This window comes from Halodesulfovibrio sp., assembly GCF_015482765.1.
Lineage (GTDB): Bacteria > Desulfobacterota > Desulfovibrionia > Desulfovibrionales > Desulfovibrionaceae > Halodesulfovibrio.
Genome location: NZ_JADMLB010000043.1, coordinates 82,723 through 108,095, shown reverse-complemented (window position 1 = coordinate 108,095; position 25,373 = coordinate 82,723). Strand labels below are relative to the sequence as shown.

Sequence of the window (25,373 nt, the reverse complement as noted above, 5' to 3'; positions counted from 1 at the left end):
TGACCCGTAACGTAATTTTTTAACGCAGACTCGTGCTGCGAAGAAAGGCTTTAACATGAATATTATTGAAAAAATCGAACGCGAACAGCTTCGCATGGATATCCCTGCTTTCAAAGCTGGTGACACAGTAAAAGTTCACATGCGTATTATCGAAGGCGAAAAAGAACGTATCCAGGTTTTCCAGGGTGCTGTAATTCGCGTAAGCAAAGGTACCACCAACGCAACTTTCACCGTTCGTAAAATTTCTGACGGTGTTGGCGTTGAACGTGTATTCCCTATGCATTCCCCTTCCATCGAGCGCGTTGAAGTAGTTCAGGAAGGCCGCGTACGTCGTAGCCGTCTTTACTACCTCCGTAACCTCAAAGGTAAAGCTGCTCGTATCAAGCCGAAAAACCGCTGGTAGTCTCAGGACTTCATCGATTTGGTTTTCAAAGGGAGTTGGCGATGCCAGCTCCCTTTTTTACGGTCAACTACCACTGTATTCTCTGTCCAACACATGCTACTCTGCTCCTGCAATAACAGGTCACCACTATGAAACAAAACACACTCACACTTTTTTCAGCCTCTCTTGATGAAGCAGACTGGCCTACCCCGTTTGCCGGAATCGATGAAGCCGGACGCGGCTGCCTTGCCGGTCCCGTTGTTGCCGGTGCCTGTATTCTTGATCCGTCAAATCCTATTGAAGGTCTTACCGACTCAAAAAAGTTGACTGAAAAACGCAGACAAGCTTTGTACCCGCAGATCAAAGAAAAAGCTCTTGCGTGGGGAATCGGAGTTGCATGGCCGAACGAGATTGACCGGATCAATATTTTGCAATCAACTTTTCATGCGATGCACAGGGCGGTAAAATGCCTTCAGGTTTCTCCTGTTCTTTTAGCTATTGACGGCAACGCCACTATCCCGAAAGAAATCGTTGGAACTATCGACCAACAATGTATCGTAAAAGGTGATTTGAAAATTCAGGCTATTTCCGCGGCATCTATTCTTGCAAAAACATTCAGGGACAACCTGATGGTCAAGCTGGACAAACGATACAGCGGATACGGCTTTGCAGGACACAAAGGGTACGGCACAAAAGAGCACATTGCTGCAATTGCTGCCAACGGCCCTTGCAAAATGCATCGCCTCACCTTTGCAAAGGTAAAGCCTGAACCAGCGAAGCAGGAACAAAATTCTTTATGGTAGCACCACACCTGACTACAGGCTCTGCCGGCGAAGATGCCGCCACAGCGCACCTTACCGCCCACGGGTATGAAGTACTGGTTCGCAATTGGCGTGCAAAACAGCTGGAACTCGATATTGTCTGTAAACAAGGTGACTGCATTGTCTTTGCAGAAGTGAAAACCCGTTCCTCTTCCGGCATGGGATCTGCTGTAACAGCGCTGACCGTGCCTAAAATGAAAAAGCTATGCAAAGCTGCACAGCTCTATATTTCTCAAAACAATCTTTGGGATACCCCCTGTCGGTTCGACCTGCTTGCAGTAACAAAAACCGGCACTGAGTATCAGGTGGAGCACATTCAAGATGCCTTCGAACTCTCCCAGCCTGTGGGTGGTGGCAACACCGCTTGGCAACCATGGTGATCTTTCTCCAAGAGCACGTGAAGTACTCGAAACAGTAGATACAGTACTTGCAGAAGATACCCGCCGTACTGGTTTGCTGTTGAAATCCACAGGTGTCACCGCTAAAAAACTGGTTAGCTTTCACGATCATAATGAAGAAGCGAAAGCGCCGGGCATTATTGCAGCAATGGAAGAAGGGCAAATTTTTGCCGTTGTTTCAGATGCCGGTATGCCGTTATTTTCTGATCCGGGCTATCGTCTGGTAAAACTGGCTCGTGAACACGGAATCAAAGTTTCCGTTGTGCCGGGACCAAGTGCACCACTCACCGCATTAGCAGCCAGCGGTATTGCTCCGCAGCCGTTTACGTTTGTAGGCTTCCCGCCGCGTAAAACAAGTGATCAGAAAAAACTTTTTGAAGAATTTTCAGCGCTGCGCTCAACGCTTGTCTTTTTCGAACGAAAAAACCGTTTAGCCGCAACGCTTAAAACAGCTTTTGAAGTTCTTGGTCCACGAGAACTCTGTGTTGCTCGAGAATTGACCAAGCTCCACGAGGAGTTTATCTTAGGTCGACTGGAAAAACACGATGAAATACCAGAAGATTTATTAGGCGAGATTACCGTTGTTATCGGCCCGCCGGAATCCAATGGTAAGACAAGCGAAGCAGAACTGCGTACGCTTATTGCTGAAGAGACAGAGCTTGGCGGCAAGCCGAAAGAGATTGCCCGCCGCGTAAAGGAAGAAGCTACTGGCTGGACAGTAAAAGCCATCTACCAGTTCATGCAGGATACTTAATCCAACCACGTTGTACGCTCAGGATTACTTATGCTTACTGCCCGCACACTCATTACCTGCTTTCTCCGAACCTATCTGGTAGGTACGGGTTTTAACACTCGCGGTCTGCAAAACACAGGCTTAGTGTTCATTATGGAACCGGGTCTGCGGGAGCTGTACAAAGATCCTGAAGCACTACGTGAAGCCAGAAGCCGTTATTTAGAGTTATACAACACCCATCCTTTCTGGACGCCTCTTTTAGTAGGCGTGTTCCTTTCCATTGAGTCTCATATTGCCCGTGGGAATCTGCCGGCAAAAATGCTCAGCTCAGTAAAAGAGACAACGACCTACACACTTTCTGCAATTGGTGACTCCTTTTTCGGGGGCAGCTTACTTTCCATGTGGGCACTTTCCACAGTCTGTATGCTGGTTGCAGGATTCGACAATGTAGCTCTTGCATGGACGCTGTTACTTTTCACAGCCTTGCAGATCTTCAAATTCTTCACCTTTGTATCCGGCGTCCGTAACGGACTAAAAATGATTGCAAGCCTTAAAAACTGGGATCTCATAAACTGGGGAGAGCGAATAAAAATCGCAAACTCCTTTATCCTCGTTTTAATGCTTTACCTTTTTTGGCCGGGGACTCACAGCATTCCAGAGTGGGGGCTTATTGCAGGCACCCTCCTAAGCGCAAGTTTTGTTGTGGGAAGACTTCATTTATCACGCGTACTACTGGTATATCTTTTACTCTTTCTCATGTTTTTTATATTACCGTGGATTAGCAAAGTTATTCCACTTTCCCCCATTTAGAGGAACTTACGACCAATGGAACCTACAGGTGAAAATAACAGCTTAGAAGTAGTTGTTTGCGTAGAAAATGAGTTAGGACTGCACGCTCGTCCGGCAGGTAAAGTAGCTCAACTTGCGCAATCATTTCAGGCTGACATAGCTCTTTGCTTGGCAGATCAAAGAGCAGACGCAAAATCCATTCTGGACATCCTTTCTCTTGCGGCACCGCAAGGCACTGAAATTTGTATTAAAGCTTCCGGCTCTGATGCCTGTGAAGCCCTTGAACAAATCAGTCAACTTTTTCATGACAAGTTCGAAGGGGATACATAGTGGCTCGTAAAATTCTACGCGGCATTCCTGTTTCGGCAGGAATCTCTATCGGCAAGGCTTACTTCGTTAACCGCCAGAAAGAACGCCGCATTCCGCGCGAAACCATCCCGCACCATCTGGTGGCAATTGAAACCCAGCGCCTTCGCAACGCAGTTGAAGAGGTTCGGCAGGGATTCATGGATGCTCGCGCACGTGTTCCAGAAGAACTTAAGGAACACGGAGCCATTATCGACTCTCACTTGATGATTTGTCAGGACCCGAAACTTATCGAGTCCGCAGCAAAAAACATTGCTGAACGTGCGATTACAGCAGAATGGGCTCTTGAACGCTCCATTAATGCTATTGCGAAAGCCTTCAGTGCCATTGATGATCCTTATATCCGTGAACGCATGCAGGACGTACGCGTTGTGGGTGACAAGATCATGCAGGCACTTATAGGCACACCAAAACCGGCAGAACTTCCTGCTGGTCGCCGTGTCCTCATGGCACATGACCTGACTCCGGCAGACGCGATTGAACTTGAGCTTAGCAGAATTATGTCCTTTGCTACGGCTGAGGGTGGCAAAACGTCTCATACAGGCATTTTAGCCCGCTCCTTACAGATTCCAGCCATCGTTGGCGTTGAAGATCTGGAAGACTCCATCCGCGATGGTGACCTTGTCATTATTGATGCGCTCAAAGGACTCATTTTCATCGATCCTAGCGAAGATGAACTTGTTCACTACGGCGACAGAAAATACCAGTTTGAAGACTACCAGAAAGCCATTGTTAAACAATGCCACCTTCCTGCTGAAACCGTTGACGGATACAGACTCGAAGTGTGTGCAAACATTGAATTGGCAGAAGAGCTGGTTCAGGTAAAAGATAATGGCGGCGAAGGCGTGGGTCTGTACCGTACTGAATACGCCTTCTTCAATAAAAAGAAGATGCCGGATGAGGAAAAGCTTTACGAAGAGTACTCCACTCTTGCTGAACAGCTTTCTCCTGGAAAGGTTATCCTCCGCACCCTTGATGTAGGGGCTGATAAGCTTCTTGATGAGCAGGCAATGCTGGAAGAAGCCAACCCTGCTCTCGGCCTGCGGGGAATTCGCTTCTGCTTACGATACCAAAATGTATTCCGTATGCAGCTACGCGCCATGCTCCGTGCTTCTGTGCATGGCAACGTATCCATCATGTTCCCGATGATATGCGGCTTAAAAGAGTTGCGTCAGGCACGTTTTGTACTTAACTCTGTAAAAAGCGAACTTGATGCTGAAGGTGTCGCCTACGATCCGGATATTCCGGTAGGTATTATGATTGAACTGCCAAGTGCTGTCATGATTGCAGACACCCTTGCCAGAGAAGTGGATTTCTTCTCCATCGGCACAAACGATCTTATACAATATTCACTGGGTATCGACAGGACAAACAAACACGTATCCTATCTGTACCAGCCACTGCACCCTGCAATTGTACGGTCAATCAAGTATGTTATCGATGCCGCGCACAAAGAAGGCATTGAAGCATCCGTATGCGGCGAAGTGGCATCAGACCCGTATTGCGTTCCTATTTTAATGGGCATGAGGGTTGACGGAATTTCTATTGCGCCGCAAGCTATTCCGGGAATTAAACGCATAATCCGCCAGATTGATATGGAGGAGTGTATTAACCTGCTCGGTGACGTTCTTACACACGCCACTGTATCCAGAATTAATACGAAAGTTCGCAAGCGTATCTTTAAACGCTTCCCTGAAGAACTGTCCTTCTTCGCATCACTCATTGAGCAGGATGATATAACGGAACCGTAATGAGCAAAAAGAAAAAAAAGAAAAGTGGCGGCAGCTCCATTGCCGTCAATAAAAAAGCACGCCGTTACTACGAAGTGCTTGATACACAAGAAGCGGGCATAGCCCTGCGCGGCACAGAGGTAAAATCTATGCGCGCGGGACAGGTAGCCTTCAAAGACAGCTACATCAGCTACAAAGATGGTGAGGCATGGCTTGTCGGCTTACACATCGCTCCGTATGAAAACGCAGGGTATTCTCAGCATGATCCGGACGGTGACCGCAGACTGTTGCTGCACCGCCGTGAAATCGAAATGTGGATGACCAAAGTAGAGCAAAAAGGGCTTACGGTTGTACCGCTGAAGCTCTACTTCAAAGGCTCCCGCATTAAACTCGAAATTGGTCTGTGCCGTGGTAAAAAACTGCATGACCAGCGTGAATCCATCAAGCAGCGCGATGCCGCTCGTGATCTTGCACGCCAAATGCTGGATCGTTAATCTTACTTTTTATTTATGCCGGAAATAACGCAACTATGCGTTCTTTCCGGCATATTCTGTTGTAAGATGCTGGAGTAATTTATTTACGGTGAATACACCTTCCCTTACCGGATACCTGTCTTATACTATCACTCCGAACACTGTTAACGCCAAAACAGCTTGTTCCAAAGGGGCTCCGGTTGCAGGGCAATTTTATGTGCGAGTAATGCGTGACTGATGAACGCCACGATTATTCATCAATCACACTCAGGATATACATATGTCACAACTTTCTCTTCCACAGCGTAGATTTTTACGCGACCTTTTCTCCGATGCAGACTGTCTGCTGACACCAGAAGAAATGGTTGTTTTTGAGGCAGATGCCAGCAGGCTGGAAGGCACACCGCTTGCTGTCGTTCGTCCAAGTACTGATGAACAAATTATCGAGCTTATGCGCTGGGCACACAAAGAGCGCATTCCCCTCTACCCGCGCGCTCGCGCAACCAATGTTGTCGGGCTTTGTGTTCCTCAAAAGCCGGGCATTGTTGTTTCCACACTGAAAATGGACTCCATTCTGGAAGTCGATTCCGACGACTTCATTGCCAGAGTTCAACCCGGAGTCATCACGGGTGACCTGCAAAAACGGGTTGAGCAAGAAAAACTTTTCTACCCGCCAGATCCTGCAAGCTTGGGAATATCCACCATAGGCGGCAATGTTGCTACCTGTGCGGGCGGTATGCGTGCGCTGAAATATGGTGTGACCAGAGAGTGGGTTCTTGGCTGCAAAGCTATTTTACCCGGCGGAAAAACCATTACCTGCGGCGGACGCAATCACAAAAACGTTGTCGGGTTAGATCTGTTGCGTCTTCTTACAGGCAGTGAAGGCACTCTTGCTTTCATGACAGAAATTACGCTCAAACTGATTCCGAAACCGGAATCAACAGCGTCTATTCTTGCAGGGTTTGCCAACCTTGAAGAAGCACTGCACGCCATCAAAATTATGTTCAAAGCAGGAATGCTTCCGGCAGCACTTGAATTCATGGGCCCTGAAGTACTCACAGCATTGAAAAATGCCGGAGCAGTTCCATGGCCGGATACTGTTACCGCCTCTTTACTCCTCAGATTTGATGGTTCTCATCAGGCTCTCAAAGCTGACCTTGAAAAGGCTGAAGCTATTTTTAAGGCGTGCAACGTACTGTGGTCGACCACAGGAATGGGCAAAGAAGAGGAAGAAGCGCTTTGGGATGTGCGCCGTTCTATCAATCCGGCTTCCTTCAAAGTTGCACCGAATAAATTCTCCGACGACGTAACAGTACCGCGCGGCAGACTGCTGGAAGCCGTGACCGGCATCCGCTCCATTGCAGAAAACCATTCCTTGCCTATTTTGACCTTCGGGCATGTAGGAGACGGCAACATTCATGTTAACATCATGCATGATGCTTCGGACGCAGATGAACTGGCACGCGCAAAGAAAGCAAAAAAAGAAATTTCTGACTTTGTTCTCTCACTTCAGGGAACCCTGTCAGGCGAACATGGTGTCGGACTGGTAAAAGCTCCGTATGTTCACTTACAGTTGAGCGAAACAGAACGATCACTTATGCGACAGATCAAACACATCTTTGATCCGCACAACATTATGAACCCGGGCAAGGCGTTTTAAGGGGACGAACTCATGACACAAGATAACGCACAAACTTCTACCCCTGAAACTGAAGCTCCTGCCAAAAAAGAACGCGAAGCAGCATGTATTCTTTGCGGAAAATGTGCTTCAGTATGTCCGGTCTTTCTGGCAACCCAGAAAGAAGAACTTACTCCGAAGGCAAAACAGCGCACTATTGCCTCACTCAAAGAGAACACACAAAAACTGAATGTTACCGACTGTAACAAGCTTGCAGAAATGTGCCTTTCTTGCGGAAAGTGCGCACAGACGTGCCCACAGGGACTGAACTTCCCCCGTCAGCTTGCTGCAATGCGCTCTGCACATTCCGGCTGGCGCCAATGGGTTTGGAATCGATGGGTAAACCAAGGTTCTGTTCTTTGGCCTATGCTTTCCACACTGAGCAAAGCAGCCCCCGACTCCAAAGGAAAAAACGAGGCTACCCGCTTTGTGCAGTCTCTTCAGGCCATGCACTCCCAAAAGGACTTTCCTACATACGTGCAGATTGCACACTATGACAAAGAAAACGCCAAGGGACAGCGTGTACTTCTCTTTTCCGGCTGTACAGCCAACCGTGTGCAAAAAAGCTGGAAGCATAAAAGCGAAACGATCCTTACCAATCTCGGATATGAGCTTCTTTCCGCAAAAGACTTTACATGCTGCGGTCTGACGCTTGATCACGCAGGTGTTCCTGATGCTGCCCACAAAAGCCGTATGCAAAACCTTCGCGCATGGCGTGCAGCAGAACGTCCCCTTCTCGTTACCTTTTGTGCAACTTGCTACCTTGGTCTGGCAGAGTACGCGCATGACGAGTCTCTCGACTGGGCTGAAGGAGAACAGGAAGCATGGACAAACGCATTGCGTCCACTTTCCACATTATGGGGCAACAGCCTTTTCACTGTAGATACTCCAGCCCACCTTTTCATCCGTTACCATCAGCCATGTCACTGGCACGGTAAGGATGCAGACTATGCATGGCTGAAAGAGGTGCTCTATGATGAAATCAGCGCACCGGATTCTGCATCTTGTTGCGGAATGGGTGGGATAGCCCAGCTTGGCAACCGTAAACTTACCCGAACTGTCGCTTCTCGCTGCTGGGAAAACTTATTGCAACAGCCGCCTAAAAAAGATGACAGCATTCCATGCTACAGCAAGCCTATGGGCAACTGTTTGTGTGATCTCTATGACGACGAAGATGAAGATTCACTGGAATTGTGTGATGAGGTAGTACCAGACTATCTCGTTATTACCGGTTGCAGCGGCTGTACACTTCAGCTTCGCGGTACAGCGCCCGTGCACAACGGCGAAAAAATAAAGGTAGGCCATTGGCTCGATATTATCGAGCCGTAATCGCTTTACCGTGCGTAAAAATGGCAAAAAACCGGCTGTGACCCTTGCCAATCCTCATTGCGTTATTAACTGATTTCCAGTACCACTTATTGGATTGTCTTGCGTCTCAGTGACAAGAATCACAGCCCGATTATTACAAATTTTCCCCTTCACGCTCATGTGAAGTTTTATACTGTTTTCAGGAGAAAGAATGATCAGCTTCGTTATCAAGAAAGTATTCGGCTCTCAGAATGACCGCTACTTAAAAAGCCTGCGCCCTCTGATCGCAAAGATCAACGAGCTTGAACCAACAATTCAGGCTTGGCAGGATGAGAACTTCCCAGCACGTATTGCCGAACTTAAAGAAGAAGTTGCCAACGGAAAAGAACTTAAAGAAATTCTTCCTGAAGTTTTTGCGCTCGTTCGTGAAGCCAGTGTGCGTGTTCTCGGCATGCGTCACTACGATGTACAGCTCATTGGTGGCTGTGCACTGCACGACGGTAAAATTGCAGAAATGAAAACCGGTGAAGGTAAAACTCTTGTAGCGACCCTTCCGGTTGTTTTGAACGCGCTTACCGGCAAGGGTGTTCACGTTATTACTGTTAACGACTACCTTGCTACACGTGACGCCGAATGGATGGGACAACTTTACGGCTTCCTCGGTCTTACCACTGGTATTATCGTCCACGGCTTAAGCGATGAAGAGCGTAAAACTGCATACGGTTCCGATATTACTTACGGTACAAACAACGAATTTGGTTTTGACTACCTGCGCGACAACATGAAGTTCTACAAAGAACAGCTTGTGCAGCGTCCACACCACTTTGCTATTGTCGATGAAGTTGACTCCATCCTCATTGACGAAGCCCGTACTCCACTTATCATCTCCGGTGCCTCTGAAGATTCCACCGCAATGTACGGTCAGATTGATACCATCATTCCGTATCTCAAAGAAGAAACACACTACACCATGGACGAAAAAGCCCGCTCTGTATCCCTTACAGACGAAGGTGTTGCACGTGTTGAAGAACTCTTAAAGGTCGACAACCTGTATGACCCTAGCAACATCACTTTGCAGCACCACGTATTGCAGGCGCTGAAAGCACACAAAATCTTCAAACGCGATGTAGACTACATTGTAAAAGAAGGTCAGGTTGTTATTGTTGACGAATTTACCGGTCGTCTCATGCCGGGCAGACGTTTCTCCGACGGCCTGCATCAGGCTTTGGAAGCGAAAGAAGGCGTAAAAGTTGAAGCAGAAAACCAGACTCTGGCTTCCATCACCTTCCAGAACTACTTCCGCATGTATGAAAAACTTGGCGGCATGACCGGTACAGCTGACACCGAAGCGGTTGAATTCCAGCAGATCTACGATCTGGCTGTTTGCAGTATCCCAACAAACCGTCCGATGCAGCGTAAAGACTTTCCGGATGCAATTTACCGCACTACCCGTGAGAAATTCAATGCAATTGCTGACTCTATTTCCGAGCTGCACAATGCAGGGCAGCCGGTTCTTGTCGGTACGATTTCCATTGAGAACTCTGAACTGATTTCTCAGCTTCTTAAAAAACGCCGCATCCCGCACAATGTTTTGAACGCGAAACACCATGAGCAGGAAGCACAAATTATTGCTGAAGCCGGTCAAAAAGGTCACGTAACCATTGCTACCAACATGGCTGGCCGTGGTACTGACATCGTGCTCGGTGAAGGTGTAAAAGAGGCTGGCGGTCTGCATATTCTGGGTACAGAACGACACGAATCCCGTCGTATCGATAACCAGCTGCGCGGTCGTTCCGGTCGTCAGGGTGACCCGGGTTCTTCCCGCTTCTACCTGTCTTTGGAAGATGACCTTATGCGTCTGTTTGCTTCTGAACGTATGTCAAACATGATGCAGAAGCTCGGCATGGAAGAAGGCGAGCCTATTGAAAACAGCATGGTTTCCAAAGCAATTGAAAATGCTCAGAAACGTGTTGAAGGCCGTAACTTTGAAATTCGTAAAACTCTCCTCGACTACGACAACGTTATGAACCAGCAGCGTGAGGTTATCTACACCCTGCGCCGCGAAATCATGATGAACGAAAGTCAGGAAGAGCTTATTCAGGAATTCCTCGACGACCTCATGGATGCTCTCTACGAACAGTGGAACGCAACCAAACCTGAAGACCGTAAGGAACTTGCCGAATCCCTGCCAGTCCAGCTTGATGAAATCTTCAACCTGTCTGCTTCCATCAGCCTTGATTCTGTTCCTTCAGAAGAGGAAGCACACAAGGCTGTTCAGGATCGTCTGGCAGTACTTAAAAGCGATGCTAACGAAGTATATGAAGATGTACTCCGCTACTTCCTTCTTGAAGAACTTGACCGTTGCTGGAAAGAGCACCTTCTCAATATGGACCACCTGCGTGAAGGTATCGGCCTGCGCGGTTACGGTCAGCGTGATCCGAAACAGGAATACAAACGTGAAGGCTTCGAACTCTTTCAGGATATGCTGTTCCGCATTCGCGAAAACGTGTTCAAAGCTCTTACCCGTCTGCGCATCCAGCGTCCGGAAGAAGAAGAGCAGGAAGTACTTCGTGATGAATTCCGTCATAAAGAAGAAACTGACGTTACCTACTCCGGCGGCGACGATTCACACACTCCGACAAAGCGTGCCGAGCCAAAAATCGGCCGTAACGCTCCTTGCCCATGCGGCAGTGGTAAAAAATACAAAAAGTGCTGTGGCGCATAGCCCTGCACACGTTGAGAATGTTTTGCTCTACGCAGCATAAACAAAAACAACGTCCTTATGCATTTCTAGCGGGTGGAGTTACAAACTCCACCCGTTTTTTATTAGCTATCCTTTTTACGCTCTCTCTCCCTGTCAGACCAATAAAAGTTGGCATTGACTTTCCGAGCAGTCTCGCAAATTATGTCGTGTTGATTAATGAATTTACCGTATAACCAGTAACAAAGACGAGAAATGCTGTGGATACTCCTAAAGGATACAAATACGCTGCCATTGAAGGGAATTTGAAGTATTCTGGCAGACTCGACCTCGCACTCATCGTAAGTGAAACACCTTGCGTAGCTGCAGGTACATTTACCACTAATAAATTTCAGGCTGCTCCTGTTGTCGTCGCAAAGGAACTTGTAGAAACATCTACAAATGTTCAGGGCGTTATGATCAATGCAGGCAGCGCCAACGCGTGCACCGGTGAAGAAGGTCTGGCTAACTGCAAACGAACACTCGAGTTGGTTTCATCCCGCCTCGGGCTTTCTGCTGACTCTATTCTTCCTGCATCTACCGGTGTTATCGGCTTACAATTTGATATGGAAAAATGGGAAGCGGCTGCGCCGATTCTTGCTGATGCTGTGGGCACCCACACAGGCGATGACTTTGCGCAAGCCATTATGACTACAGACACCTTCCCTAAAAAAGCCAGCCGCTCCATTTCTGTCGATGGAAAAACTGTTACCATTGCAGGTATGGCAAAAGGTGCAGGTATGATTTGCCCGAATATGGCAACCATGCTCGGCACTGTCATTACAGATGCGCACGTTGATGCAGCTGTATGGAAACGTATTGTTAAAATCGCCGTAGACGGGTCTTTCAACTGCGTCTCTGTAGATGGTGACACCTCTACCAACGACTGTGTTCTGGCATTAGCAAACGGTGCCAGCGGCGCAACAATCAATGAAGCAACCGAAGCCGAGTTCCAGCAAGCTGTTACAGCTATTATGCGCGAATTGTCATACCAGCTGGTTCAAGACGGCGAAGGCGCGACTAAAGTCATGCAGATCATGGTTTCCGGCGCTAAAAACGATGAACAAGCCGATCAGGTTGCACGTACAGTCGGGCATTCTCCATTAGTGAAAACTGCCATCTACGGTAAAGATGCAAACTGGGGTCGAATCGTTGCTGCCATCGGTCGAAGCGGTGCAGATTTTGAAGCAAATGATGTTCAGCTCACCATGTGCGGAATTGAATTATTCAAAAACGGTCAGCCTACAGATGCAGATTTCGACACCCTGCTCAAGCCGTATTTAGAGAAACGTGATATTCTCATCGACATTGTTTTAGGAAACGGCGAAGGTAAGGCTGAATTTTTCGCATCCGACCTGACTCATGAGTATATTAATATCAACGCGGATTATCGCAGTTAGCAATGCTTTCCGCTGAAGAGCGCAGAAAACGCCGCATAATTTGAAATTATTTTTCAAATTGCGCTTGACAGTTACCCCCCGTTTTCTGTAAACACTCTTTCGTCGCAACGGAGGAATCACTTCGTTAAGACCAGAATCGACGGTGAGGTGTCCGAGCTGGCCGAAGGAGCTCCCCTGCTAAGGGAGTATACGCCTTGAAAGCGTATCGAGAGTTCGAATCTCTCCCTCATCGCCACTGTCAATATGGGTTGTATCGTAAGATACAACCCTTTTTTTATGCCTATATGCCTGCCAGCCCAGCCTCCCCTTTGCCTTAAAACTCCTCCCAGATAACACTCGCGATTAAAAACATTTCATGTTTAACTACACCTAACGTCAGTGTTTTATATCCATTCGACAGTCACAACTTGCATTCCTCAACCAGCAATGTGGTGTTATCGAATGCGTATTTCATCAACAGCCATTACGTTGCGGAGTCCCCATGAACGAGCAATACCGCATTGAACATGACTCACTTGGCGAATTTCAAGTTCCTGTCGACGCCTACTACGGAGTTCACACAGCCCGTGCCGTCCAGAACTTCACCATCACCGGTATCCCCTTGCACCACTTCCCTGAACTGGTTGTTTCTCTGGCACGTGTGAAAAAAGCATGTGCACTTACAAACTTTGAAAGCAAGCTTCTCACGGCCATTCAGGCAAATGCCATCATAGAGGCATGTGACGACATCATAGAGGGCGACCATCATGATCAGTTCGTTGTTGATATGATGCAGGGCGGAGCAGGCACATCAACCAACATGAATGCCAACGAGGTTATTGCAAACCTTGCATTGGAAAAAATGGGGTACAGCAAAGGCGAATACCAATATTTGCACCCTAACGATCATGTTAACTGCTCCCAATCCACAAATGATGTCTACCCGACAAGCGCGCGCATAGCGGTTCTCAGCAAATGCAAAGAGCTTACCGATCAGCAACTCGAACTGAGTGCTGCATTTAAAGAACGTGCAGAAGCGTTCAACACCATTCTCAAAGTCGGCCGAACACAGTTGCAAGATGCCGTACCTATCACTCTGGGGTCTGAATTTGCTGCTTACGCTGTCACTATCGAAGAAGATGTGGAACGTGTTGACCAGCTCTCACAGCTCCTCAAAGAAATTAACCTCGGCGGCACAGCCATCGGGACATGCATCAACACGCCTCCGCACTTTTCATACAAGGCAGTCAGGCACCTTAGTGATCTTGTAGGATATGAGCTTATTCCGGCTGCAAACCTTATTGAAGCCTCCTCAGATATGGGAGCCTTTGTTACGTTTTCCGGCACACTTCGTAGAATAAGCGTTAAACTCTCGAAAATCTGTAATGACCTGCGTCTTCTCAGCAGCGGCCCTTGTGCTGGGTTCGGTGAAATTTCACTTCCTCCTGTGCAGGCCGGATCTTCCATTATGCCGGGAAAAGTAAACCCTGTTATTCCGGAAGTGGTTAACCAAGTCGCCTATCAGGTAATCGGGCACGATGTTACTGTCACCATGGCAGCAGAGGCTGGACAGCTACAGCTCAATGTTATGGAGCCGGTTATTATCTTAAATGTACTTCAATCTGTACACATGCTTGTCAACGCTATGCATGCTCTTGCAACCAAATGTGTAAACGGCATCACTGCCAATGAAGACCGTTGCCACGAACTGCTTCACCAAAGCTCTGTTATGGCTACAGCCCTTGTTCCGATCATTGGATATGAAAAAGCAGCAGACATTGCCAAACTATCCCTTAAAGAACGTATTCCTGTTGTTGATGCAGCTGTAAAACTTGGCATTATGACAGAAGAAGAAGTCCATGAGGCCTTCAACACCTGCCACCTTGCATAACGATACTGCGCAACAAACTTATTTTGAAAACAAAAAGCCCCTGACAGGATGTCTGTCAGGGGCTTCATTATATCAGGATAACGGGTAGCGGCTTATGCTGCGTCTCCAGGGGCAGAACCTGCACCTTTACGCTTTTCGCTTTCCGTAATGGATTCTTGAATTACTGCTTCAACGTCATCCTGTACATTCTTTTTGGTCATACGTTCCCAGCGTGCTTTAGCACCATCTTTCAGAGAACAAAGCACAGGAACAACAAGCAAGGTTAACATTGTTGCTACAAACAAACCGAAGATTACGGCTACAGCCATAGGGCTCCACCACTCTGTGGAGTCAGACTTCGTGATAAACGTAAACGTGAAGAAGTCAAAACTTACACCTACTGCCATAGGCAACAATCCTAAAATTGTTGTAATCGCAGTAAGCAATACCGGACGGAAACGAGTCAAACCGGCTTTGATCAATGCTTCACGTGTTTTCATTCCTCTTGCCCGCAACTGTTCGAAGTAATCAATAAGAACAATTGCGTTGTTAACAACAACACCTGCAAGTGAAATTACCCCAACCCCTGTCATAACCACGCCGAAAGGCATTCCGCATATGAGCAGGCCACCAAACACGCCGATAAGGGACAGCAACACAGATGTAAGAATAATAAACGGTGTTGCCATAGAGTTAAACTGAGCCACAAGCACGAGGAAGATAAGGAAGATTGTTGCCACAAACGCTTCTGTCAGGAAAGCTTGTGCCTTACGCTGTTCTTCCTGCTCACCGGTAAAGGTATAGGAATATCCTCGCGGCCAGCTCATTTGCTTCAGGCGAATATCCAGATCCCGAATAACATCGTTAGCAAGTCTTCCTTCTACGTTTGAAGAAACTGTAACAACACGCTTCTGGTCTTTATGGTTAATAGCACCAAGACCGGATGCAAGTTTTACAGACGCTACAGAAGTCAGCGGAATAGCTTCACCATCAGGGCCTGAGACTGTAATACGGCGCAACGACTTAATAGATTTACGCTCTCCTTCCGGAAGTTTAGTCAGAATATCGTATTCATCTTTCCCTTCACGGAACACGCCGACTTTTACGCCGTTAATTGCAGCTTTAATTGTGTAAGCAATCGTATATGTATCAAGTCCCAGCAGCGCAGCACGTTCTTTATCAACACGAATCTGTACTTCCGGCTTACCGGAAACAAAGTCGTCCTTAACATCAACAGGCCCCGGGATATCGCGCATAATTGCACGAATCTGCTCAACAATACTTCCGAGTTCGCGCATATCCTTGCCATAAATCTCAAGGTTTACCGGAGAGCCGGTCGGAGGGCCGCCCTTCTCTTCCTCAGCACGAACTTCAGCACCGGTAATCATCGCGGTCAAACGCTCACGCACTTCATTAATAATGCTTGAGGAGCTCACTTCACGCTCGGCAATCGGCTTAAAATCAAGCGTTACAGCACCAAGATGGGTACCAGTACCGCCACCGCCAAACGAACCGCCAGAGCCGGAACCGGTGTTGGCAATAACAAACCGGACATCTTTATATTCTTCGCCGACACGCTCAACAACACGCATAAAGCGGTCAGTAGCGTCAAGGTTTGTACCTACCGGCGCCTTAATATTCACATTGGCACGCTTTGGTTCTGCAGAAGGGAAAAATTCAACCCCTTTGCCGAACATTCCAAACGCTACAATCGAAGTAAAAAACAGAACAACGGACACGAGCAAAACAATGAAGCGATGATCCAGCGCCCACTCGAGCATTCCAAGATAGATACGGCGTCCGCCTGTTATCTTTTCTGTTCCGTTATCTGCAAATTTCGGAGGTGTCGCAGTTTGGTATCGTGCTGAAAAAACAGGGTTGATAACAAGCGCAACAAAGAGGGAGCCAAACAGTGCAAGGATTACTGTACGAGGCAGGTAGGACATAAATTCGCCCATAATGCCCGGCCAGAAAATCATCGGGAAAAACGCACCTACAGTGGTCAATGTAGATGTAATTACCGGCCATGCAACCTCGTTTGTTCCATCCATTGCAGCTTGAAAACGCCCTTTGCCTTCCTGCATATGTCTGTAAATATTTTCAACAATAACAATGCCGTTATCTACAAGCATACCGAGCGCAAGAATCAGAGAAAACAGCACAACCATGTTGAGTGTGATCCCCAGCATACGCAACAGCACAAAGGTAATAAGCATAGAAAGCGGAATTGCGATGGAAACAAAGAACGCAGAACGTCCACCGATAAAGAAGAATACAACCCCCAGCACCAGCACAAGGCCGGTAAGAATGTTGTTCTCCAAATCAGATACCATCATCCGAACATCTTCCGCCCTGTCGCCTACAACATCCAGCTTCAGGGTTGGTGGAAGAAATTTCTTTGCTTCCTCTAGAGCAACGGTAACACCTTTATTCACTTCAACGATGTTCTCGCCACTTCGCTTAATGATCTGAAGTGTAACAGCATTCTGTCCGTTCATGCGGCTTCGGGTAACCGGATCTTTGTAATGGTCACGAATTGCTGCAATATCACGCAGGTAAACAGGTTTACCGTCTCGAACAAAAGCTACAATATTATTAATTTCTGAAGGAGACTGGAAGTCCTCCGGAACACGAACCTGATAACGGGCATCTCCAATATTCATGGAGCCACCCGGCATGTTCACGTTCCCCTTTTCAACAGAGTTTACCAATGCGCTGAAAGGAACGTTGTACGCTCCAATACGATCAAGATCGAACTCAACATGAATTTCACGCTCAAGTCCGCCGATGAGTCGCGCGTCCAGTACTCCCGGAACAGATTCCAATTTGTCTTCTAAGTCTTCAGCAAAGACTTTAAGACGCTTAAGGCTGAAATCTCCAGACAGTACAACCTGCATTGTCGGTAAATCAGAAAAGTTTGCTTCAGAAACAAGCGGGTCATCTTCCAGATCGCCCGGTAAATCACCTTTTGCCTGATCTACCTTATCGCGTACTTTCTGAAGAGCATCATCAATGTCTACACTGGGTAAAAACTTAATTGCAATTGCAGAGGAGCCATCGTTTGATGTTGATTTCATTTCCTCAACATCAGAAAGCCCTTTCAACTTTCGCTCAAGGGGAATCGTAATCAGCTTTTCCATATCTTCCGGTGCAACACCCTCATATGTAGTGTTCACAAAAATATATGGAATAGTGATATCCGGTTCCGCCTCACGCGGCAGGGAGAAATAACTGCTCAATCCGGCAAGAATAATCAGCCAGAGCAGTACGAAAACAACGGACTGCCTTTTCAACGCTACTTGGTTCAGTATCATCGAACATCCACCTTCACGCCGTCTTCAATTTCCCGCTGACCTGCTACAATGAGGTTTTCGCCCACATTCAGACCGGCAAGAATCTGTACTCTGTCTCCGTCAATAACACCGAGAGTAACTGTTCGTGCTTCTGCAACACCATCTTTTTCAACAAAGGCTATGCGCTCGCCGCCCTTATCAATAACTGAGAACAGCGGAACAGAAACAATATCGTTAAGAGATCGACGTACAAAACTCGCACGAGCAATCATGCCCGGGCGAATACGACCGTCTGTGTTTTTCACAATGATGCGTACAGGGAAAGTACGTGTGGCAGGATCAGCCTTCCACGCAACAAAATCCACAACGCCGCTCCATTTTTCATTTGGATAAGCGTCAAATTTCACCGGTGCTGTCTGTCCCGTTGAGAGAAAACGTACATCCATTTCGGGAACGTTGAAGGTAATTTTAATTCGATCAACATTTACGACAGTAGCAATAGGGGTGCCCTTAGATACGTATTCCCCCGGATCTACGTGAACAACGTTCACCATTCCGGCAACAGGAGAAACAACAATGCCGTGCTCGTATTTAACTTCCGCTTCACGCAAGTTTGTTTCTGCAACGGTGTATTCTGTTTCCGCCTGCTCAAGCTCTTCGCGGGAAAGTACATTCCCTTCGTACAACTTTTTACGGCGGTTTAACTGATGCTTTTTCAAACGTAAGTTTGCTTCAGCACGATCTTTCGCGGCTTTTAATGCCTTCAAGTCAATTCGAACAATCTGACCATTCGCTTTTACAGAATCACCTTCTGTTACGCCGACCCACTCAATGAGTCCTTCCTGCTCTGCAGCCAATGCAACATCATACATTGCCTCGGTTTCCCCCGGCAGCATGATAGTATCTGTAATTGCAGCAGGCTCCAGTTTTTCTACTTTTACATTAACAACATATTCTTTGGTTTCAGGTAGATGTTGTGCGGTTTCACTTGCATCACCGTTGCTACACGCCGTCAGGCTTACGAGCATGCTTGCAGCAATCAGCATCGCACAAATTTGGAAAATCAATTTCTGCATCCATCAACTCCGAATAATTCTTAATGCCTCCAATCGAGAAGGCAGTAATATGTTGTGCAATACCGAAGACTTGTTCATCGGTGAAGTACTTTTGATTTCGTACCATTAACAAGTCATCAATATGCAGTGCGTAAAAGAACAGCTGCGAAAAATAGCCGCTGGCAAGTGAGTCTAGCTGTTTAGGTTCCCATGCGTTATCTGTCATGTCGTCTATAATCTGAATGGCAAATTCACGAAGCTCCTGCCAATCCTTTTCTGAGACATGTAAGAACTCTTCAAACTCATTTATGAAAGCATCAAGGAGCAATCTATTAAGGCTCCAATACTCTTCTCCATGACCAAGAAGCATCCCGCTCACGCTAGCCAAGGTAAAACCAAACAATCTTTCTTCGGGTTCGGCAGAAATATCAACTCCACCATGCAACGGGTATATGTCCCGAACCTCGTCAAGAAACTCTTCTAAAACAGCAGCTAACAGCCTGTTCTTATTTCCAAAATGATAGTTCACAGCAGAGACATTCGCATTCGCAGCGTGGCAAATTTCGCGTACGGTTGCTCCATGCCCTTTCTGAGCAAATACTGTACGGGCAGTATTAAAAATATGACTTCGGGTGTCAGACGCACATTGCGATTCTTCGCGCCCCTTATTCCATGCATCTACTGCTTTATCCCGAGATTCATAATAGCTTTTGGCAATTTCTTTAAATCTTGCTGGAAGTATCTTCTTATCCATTCACACCTCACCTCTGGCAAATTCAAACAACGTTTGAAACTTTATTTCAAACACTGTTTGAATCGTCAAGAGGTTTCTCTTCCGGAACATGGTTTCAGGCTCAACGCATTGTCATTCTTACGTATGGTTTTACATTAGATTTTCACGCCCTTCTTGTTCCAGCACTTCTTTTTCCATTTTAATTAAATATATTCAACAGTTTAAGGCTAAGAACATCTCGCATACAAAAAGCACTGCAGCTAAAGTTGCAGCGTAAAAATCCGATAATAACTATAGGTTGTTAAAAGATTTTTGCCCAACGAATCACATGCTGCTGGCAACAGTACGCGCTCAAAAATCTGTACTTTCCTCTGATCTTCATCCCTATACAAGATCACGAAAACAACTTGCCGACACATTTCTTGTATACTTCGTACGCATTACAAAATGCATTGCTAATGCGTGACAGAATAGTGTCTACAAACCACAACATCGGGGGCTAGAAAATGGAACTCAACTTTAACCGCAAATTAATAGGCTCCATGCTGCTTGTTATTATGCTTTTGTTAGGTGTACTCAGCTGGAACAACTATTCAGTGTCACACAATGCATTGGTAAAACTCGGTAACCAGTTCATCAGCACCATGGTTGTCGGGCTGAAAGACAGTGTTGAAATGCAGCATGAGATTACTCTTGAAAAACTTAAAACAGACATCAATGTATTTGATGATGAAATTGAGAAAAAGGGTGGTCTGAGCATCGACAAGTTACATACTGTAACCACAACGATTGTTAATCAAATCAGCAAAAAAGCTGAAACAGTAACTATCCCGACCTTAAAACTGGGAAGCGGATTTTCCGCGACAATACTGAACCAAAGCAATGCCCTTGTTGATGAAGTTCAAAGCCTCGTCGGCGGTACTGCAACCATTTTTCAAGTTCTTCCCGGAAAATTGCTTCGAGTCTCTACAAACGTAAAAAAGCTTGATGGAAGTCGTGCTGTCGGCACCTACATTCCATCAAGCAGTGCTGTATATAAAACTGTTATGAGTGGGGAAACGTTCAGAGGCAGAGCCTTTGTAGTTAATGCTTGGTATGTGACTACATATAAGCCGCTGAAAGACTCCAACGGCAACATTATTGCTGTTGTTTATTGTGGCAGACCGATGATGACACCTCCCCTGCTGGAAATGATTAAAAAGATTACATATGACGGACATGGTTATCCGTTTATCGTTCGCTCTGACGGCAGTTTTGTCTATCATCCCGAAGCGACCCTTATGAGCAACGGAAATCTGAATGACACTGAGTCCGGAAAAAAGATTTTACAAAATAAAAACCAGTTCTCTCATTACACTTTTGAAGGTGAAGAGCGCATCACCTTTTCACAAATGATTCCATCACGAGACTGGCTCGTCTGTTTTGCTATTCCAGTGAAATATTTAAGCCTTGGTGCAGATGAAACATTACAGAAACTGAGCATTTTCAGCATCGTAGGCGGATCAATACTATCCAGCCTCGTTTTGATATTCCTACTGCGTAAGCTCCTTCGTCCATTGGAAGATCTTGGCGAAGCAACAAAGAGAATTGCAGAAGGCGATCTGAATGCTCGTACTGATTACCATCTAAATGATGCCATCGGTAGTACTGTTTCCTCAGTTAATACAATGGTTATGGAGCTTAAGCATAAACTAGGATTCTCTGAAGGTGTTCTTAAGGGCATACCAACACCGTGTACTATCATAGGGCCGGATTTTAATGTTGTCTGGGCAAACCAACAAGTTTGCGATTTGATAGGCAAAACTGGTGCTCCTGAAAGCTATCTCGGTATTAAATCAGGCGCTTTTGTTTATAATGACGAAAACTTTGAAACTCTTTCAGATAAAGCGATTCGCACTGAACAGGCCATCACTCAGGATATTGAATACGCTCACCCATCAGGAAACACGCTTTACATCACAGTAAATACAACTCCGTTCTACGATATGGACGGTATACTACTCGGCTCTGTCTCCTTCTGGCACGACATGACTGAAATCAAAGAAAATGAGACTGTGATTATTCAGCAAAATGAACGTATTGCGGATACTGCTGCGCAAGCACACTCAATTGCTGATCAAGTATCTTCCGCTGCTGAGGAACTTTCAGCACAGGTAGAACAGTGTAGAGCCGGTGCATCTTCTCAGGCCGAACGCGTCGGAGAGTCTGCAATTGCTATTGAAGAAATGAACTCAACAACGTTGGAAGTTGCAAGAAATGCTTCTGATGCTGCTGAAAATGCTGAGACAGCCCGAACTACCGCAGAAAAGGGAGCGACAGTCGTTACAGACGTTATAACTTCAACCGAAGAAGTTCACTCCCATACCCAGCTCATGCAAACCACGTTAAAAGAGCTGGGCGCTCAAGCTGACGGAGTAGGAAACATCATCAGTGTTATTAACGACATTGCGGATCAGACAAACCTGCTGGCATTAAACGCCGCGATTGAAGCAGCCAGAGCAGGTGAAGCCGGTAGAGGATTTGCTGTAGTTGCGGATGAAGTTCGTAAGCTTGCAGAAAAAACCATGGATGCAACTAAAGAAGTTGAATCTGTTGTACAAGGCATCCAGAACAGCACCTCCAGTACTCTGACGCATATGCATGATGTCGCTCAGCTTGTTGAAGAAACAAGCTCGCAGACGCAGCATGCAGGAAACGCATTGGGACAAATTGTTGATACTGTAATGGAAACATCTGACAGAGTACGCTCTATTGCGACAGCTGCGGAACAACAATCAGCAGCGTCAGAAGAAATTGCAGGCGTTGCAGGCGAAGTAAACCGTCTCGCTGACGAATCAGCACAGGCTCTTACTGAATCGGCTCACGCTGTAGTAGAGCTTTCCAGGCTGGCTCAAAACCTAAAAACACTTATCGACGATCTTCAACGATAAAACAACAGAGCGCCTGCACATCACTGTGCGGGCGCTCTTCTTTTCACCTAACGAGGACAGTCGACGGCAAAACGCCGTACCATCTATTTTCCCATCCCAAAGCTACCTCCTCGAAAAAACGTTTTTTCTCCCCAATTTTATACAATCACACCATCCCCCTTAGTACTTCACTCTCTGTTCTTTGGGTGATATGGCGTTCCTATCGATGCTGTTCCATGCAAGTACATATTGCTGCCATACCTCCTTGCCATCGATGCTTTCCACTAATTCGGCAGCCAGTACAGGAGAACACTGTGTTTACTGATAAAGCTGATGAACGCATTACCCATGCACACCGTGGGGCACGAGCGTATGCTCCTGAGAACACCATGCCCGCTTTTCAAAAAGCTTTGGAACTCAGAGCAGAAGCAATAGAGCTTGATGTAAACCTGACAAAGGATGGCTACGCTGTCATTTTCCATGACTATGTACTCACCCGCACCACTAATATTGCAGAGCTGCCGCACCTGCAAAAACATGGCGAAAAAACAGGCATCCACCATCTCACACTGGAAGAAGTACGTATGCTTGACGCCGGCAAATGGTATGCGGAAAACGATCCCCACAGACAAATCGCTGCGGGAACAGTTTCTGCTGAAACCGCTGCTGCGTTTGAGGGCACTTTTGTTCCGACACTTGATGAACTGCTCTTTTTCATAAAAGCTTCCGGCGTGTTACTCAATCTGGAAATAAAAGATCAAACAAAGATAGGTGACAACAGCCACACCATTGTGCACACGATTCTTGAACAGATAAAAGTACACGAGATTCAAGATCAAATTATGATATCTTCGTTCAACCATGACTATCTAAAGACAATCCATGCCGAAATGCCTGAAATGCCTCTGGGAGTCCTGACTGAAGAAAGAATTGAGAACGCTGTAGACTACTGCAAACAGCTTCATGCCGCAGCGTACCACCCATGCCGCACCTTCACTACTGCTGACGACATCAAAGCACTGCGTGAAGCCGGACTTATGGTCAATATTTGGACAATAAACTGCGAACACGAACTTTATGCGTTTGCCAACTGGGGAACCAGCGGACTTATTTCAGATTTTCCTGACAAAGCACGTGCAGCAATACTGGAAGTGACCGCACAGTAATTCAGCATAACAACAGGAGTTCTCCATGCAGCAGACCTCAATCAAATCTATTGAAGAATGGAAAACAGACTCGTTCATCCAAGAAGCAACCGCACTGAAAGAGCTATTTTGGTTCAACCCAAATATCTTACCAGTACAAGAGGCAATGCCTAAGATATCCCTTTCTACAGACGATATTAATGACGCTGCTGAACGGTTAGAACGATTCCGTCCCTACATCGCGCACGCCTTTCCAGAAACACAAAAGGCTGGCGGCTTGATTGAATCCCCTCTTCGCCGCATTCCGCATATGCAGAAAGCTGTCGGAGAATACACGGAAACACCTCTGTCTGGTGAACTCCTGCTAAAATGTGACAGCCACCTTCCGATTTCCGGCTCCATCAAAGCACGCGGAGGAATCTACGAAGTCTTGACCCATGCTGAAAAACTGGCATGTGCCGCTGGTCTGCTACAGTATACAGACGACTACTCCATGCTTGCCTCAGAAGACCTTGCCCATTTTTTCAGCAAACACACTATTGCTGTAGGTTCTACAGGCAACCTTGGACTCTCCATCGGCATTATGGGGGCAAAGCTCGGCTTCTCAGTAAATGTCCACATGTCTGCTGACGCCAGACAATGGAAGAAAGATATGCTTCGTTCCAAAGGTGTGACTGTCTTTGAATATGATGCAGACTACTCTCTTGCTGTGGCTGAAGGACGCAAACAAGCGGCACTCGATCCGTATTGCCATTTCATTGATGATGAAAACTCCACTACCCTGTTTTTAGGCTATGCAGTTGCCGCAAAACGTCTTCAAGCACAACTTTCTGATATGAAGATCACCGTCTCCGAACAAAGCCCGCTTTTTGTTTACCTGCCTTGCGGCGTGGGCGGTGGCCCGGGAGGAGTGGCATTTGGACTTAAGCAAATTTTCGGTGACCATGTTCACTGCTTTTTTGCTGAACCGACACATTCTCCGGCCATGCTTCTTGGGCTATACACTGGCTTACATGACGCGATTTCTGTTCAGGATCTTGGTATAGATAACCGTACGGTGGCAGACGGGCTTGCAGTGGGTCGCCCTTCCGGCTTTGTGGGAAAAACTCTGCAACATCTGATCGACGGCGCATTTACCGTCAGCGATGATACGATGTTTGAACTTCTTGCTCTCCTCGCAGACACAGAAGATATATGGATGGAACCGTCTGCACTGGCTGGTATGAAAGGAATTGCTATCATTCAGAACAACAACGAGTTGCTCAAACAACGAAACATAGAAAATGCTACACATATAGCATGGGGCACTGGCGGCAGCATGGTTCCTCATGAAGAAATGCAAGCCTACTACAAGAGTGGAAAGGCACTGATGAACATCAGCTAGCTACAAATTTATAAAATACATATTGCATGTATCATCAACACGTTGGAGAGCATCTTCTTTTCGCCGGCTCTTATCCTTTCATCCAGCCGTGTTACATGATATCTGCACCGTACTCAGATTGATGACAGACCTGCACTTTGCTACATTTACATATGCAATTCAGGCACTGACATAGAATAACACCCTA

19 protein-coding genes and 1 tRNA gene are annotated in these 25,373 nt (G+C 46.7%); 17 read left to right on the top strand and 3 right to left on the bottom strand.

Features of this window, described 5'->3' with window-relative positions:
* Positions 1–55: 55 nt before the first annotated feature.
* The 14 genes from rplS (at position 56) to QZY95_RS06885 (ending at position 14,688) form a co-directional block, all read left to right on the top strand.
* The gene (gene rplS / locus QZY95_RS06950) at positions 56–403 is read left to right on the top strand and encodes a 50S ribosomal protein L19 (protein ID WP_290921147.1); all 348 of its coding nucleotides are present in this window, start codon (positions 56–58) and stop codon (positions 401–403) included.
* Positions 404–531: 128 nt separating this feature from the next.
* A complete protein-coding gene (locus QZY95_RS06945) occupies positions 532–1,185 on the top strand; it encodes a ribonuclease HII (RefSeq protein ID WP_290921144.1) in 654 nt (217 codons plus the stop codon).
* Positions 1,179–1,583, top strand: coding sequence for a YraN family protein (locus QZY95_RS06940; protein ID WP_290921141.1), 405 nt, complete (start codon positions 1,179–1,181; stop codon positions 1,581–1,583). The genes QZY95_RS06945 and QZY95_RS06940 overlap by 7 nt, the downstream gene beginning before the upstream one ends.
* Positions 1,525–2,355: a 16S rRNA (cytidine(1402)-2'-O)-methyltransferase gene (rsmI, locus tag QZY95_RS06935; RefSeq protein WP_290921136.1), complete on the top strand. Its 831-nt coding sequence runs from the start codon at positions 1,525–1,527 to the stop codon at positions 2,353–2,355. Before QZY95_RS06940 ends, rsmI begins: the two co-directional genes overlap by 59 nt.
* 30 nt (positions 2,356–2,385) lie before the next feature.
* Positions 2,386–3,144, top strand: a complete 759-nt coding sequence (locus QZY95_RS06930) for a PTS system mannose/fructose/sorbose family transporter subunit IID (RefSeq protein ID WP_290921134.1) — start codon at positions 2,386–2,388, stop codon at positions 3,142–3,144.
* 15 nt (positions 3,145–3,159) lie between these two features.
* Positions 3,160–3,453 (top strand): HPr family phosphocarrier protein, encoded by a 294-nt coding sequence (locus tag QZY95_RS06925; protein ID WP_290921131.1) that lies wholly within the window; start codon positions 3,160–3,162, stop codon positions 3,451–3,453.
* Positions 3,453–5,240 (top strand): phosphoenolpyruvate--protein phosphotransferase, encoded by a 1,788-nt coding sequence (gene ptsP / locus QZY95_RS06920; RefSeq protein WP_290921128.1) that lies wholly within the window; start codon positions 3,453–3,455, stop codon positions 5,238–5,240. Before QZY95_RS06925 ends, ptsP begins: the two co-directional genes overlap by 1 nt.
* A complete protein-coding gene (gene smpB, locus QZY95_RS06915) occupies positions 5,240–5,713 on the top strand; it encodes an SsrA-binding protein SmpB (RefSeq protein WP_290921125.1) in 474 nt (157 codons plus the stop codon). The genes ptsP and smpB overlap by 1 nt, the downstream gene beginning before the upstream one ends.
* Before the next feature lie 259 nt (positions 5,714–5,972).
* Positions 5,973–7,352 carry an FAD-linked oxidase C-terminal domain-containing protein gene (locus tag QZY95_RS06910; protein WP_290921122.1) on the top strand — a complete coding sequence of 460 codons (1,380 nt, stop codon included), beginning with the start codon at positions 5,973–5,975 and terminating at the stop codon, positions 7,350–7,352.
* Positions 7,353–7,364: 12 nt separating this feature from the next.
* On the top strand, positions 7,365–8,699 hold the full coding sequence (locus tag QZY95_RS06905; RefSeq protein ID WP_290921118.1) for a (Fe-S)-binding protein: 1,335 nt from the start codon (positions 7,365–7,367) through the stop codon (positions 8,697–8,699).
* Positions 8,700–8,889: 190 nt separating this feature from the next.
* Entirely contained in the window at positions 8,890–11,403 is a 2,514-nt protein-coding gene (gene secA, locus QZY95_RS06900; protein WP_290921115.1) for a preprotein translocase subunit SecA, read from the top strand.
* Positions 11,404–11,639: 236 nt separating this feature from the next.
* Complete coding sequence (gene argJ, locus QZY95_RS06895; RefSeq protein WP_290921113.1) at positions 11,640–12,818, top strand: bifunctional glutamate N-acetyltransferase/amino-acid acetyltransferase ArgJ; 1,179 nt, start codon at positions 11,640–11,642, stop codon at positions 12,816–12,818.
* A 141-nt stretch (positions 12,819–12,959) separates the two neighbouring features.
* Positions 12,960–13,053 (top strand) — tRNA-Ser (locus QZY95_RS06890).
* A 246-nt stretch (positions 13,054–13,299) separates the two neighbouring features.
* Positions 13,300–14,688, top strand: a complete 1,389-nt coding sequence (locus QZY95_RS06885) for an aspartate ammonia-lyase (protein WP_290921110.1) — start codon at positions 13,300–13,302, stop codon at positions 14,686–14,688.
* A 92-nt stretch (positions 14,689–14,780) separates the two neighbouring features.
* On the opposite strand, the gene QZY95_RS06880 is transcribed toward QZY95_RS06885, so the two are convergent.
* Genes QZY95_RS06880 through QZY95_RS06870 form a run of 3 tightly spaced genes read right to left on the bottom strand, consistent with a single transcriptional unit; the run spans position 14,781 to position 19,769 of the window.
* Entirely contained in the window at positions 14,781–17,981 is a 3,201-nt protein-coding gene (locus QZY95_RS06880; protein ID WP_290921106.1) for an efflux RND transporter permease subunit, read from the bottom strand.
* Positions 17,978–19,036 (bottom strand): efflux RND transporter periplasmic adaptor subunit, encoded by a 1,059-nt coding sequence (locus QZY95_RS06875; protein WP_290921103.1) that lies wholly within the window; start codon positions 19,034–19,036, stop codon positions 17,978–17,980. The genes QZY95_RS06880 and QZY95_RS06875 overlap by 4 nt, the downstream gene beginning before the upstream one ends.
* Positions 18,963–19,769 carry a TetR/AcrR family transcriptional regulator gene (locus tag QZY95_RS06870; RefSeq protein WP_290921100.1) on the bottom strand — a complete coding sequence of 269 codons (807 nt, stop codon included), beginning with the start codon at positions 19,767–19,769 and terminating at the stop codon, positions 18,963–18,965. Before QZY95_RS06870 ends, QZY95_RS06875 begins: the two co-directional genes overlap by 74 nt.
* A 485-nt stretch (positions 19,770–20,254) precedes the next feature.
* Here QZY95_RS06870 and QZY95_RS06865 point away from each other — a divergent pair, with 485 nt between their 5' ends.
* From QZY95_RS06865 to QZY95_RS06855, 3 genes are all read left to right on the top strand, one after another.
* Positions 20,255–22,678: a Cache 3/Cache 2 fusion domain-containing protein gene (locus QZY95_RS06865; protein ID WP_290921097.1), complete on the top strand. Its 2,424-nt coding sequence runs from the start codon at positions 20,255–20,257 to the stop codon at positions 22,676–22,678.
* 293 nt (positions 22,679–22,971) lie between these two features.
* Positions 22,972–23,823, top strand: a complete 852-nt coding sequence (locus QZY95_RS06860; protein WP_290921093.1) for a glycerophosphodiester phosphodiesterase family protein — start codon at positions 22,972–22,974, stop codon at positions 23,821–23,823.
* Positions 23,824–23,848: 25 nt separating this feature from the next.
* Positions 23,849–25,186 (top strand): D-serine ammonia-lyase, encoded by a 1,338-nt coding sequence (locus QZY95_RS06855; protein WP_290921090.1) that lies wholly within the window; start codon positions 23,849–23,851, stop codon positions 25,184–25,186.
* The last annotated feature ends 187 nt before the right edge of the window (positions 25,187–25,373 follow it).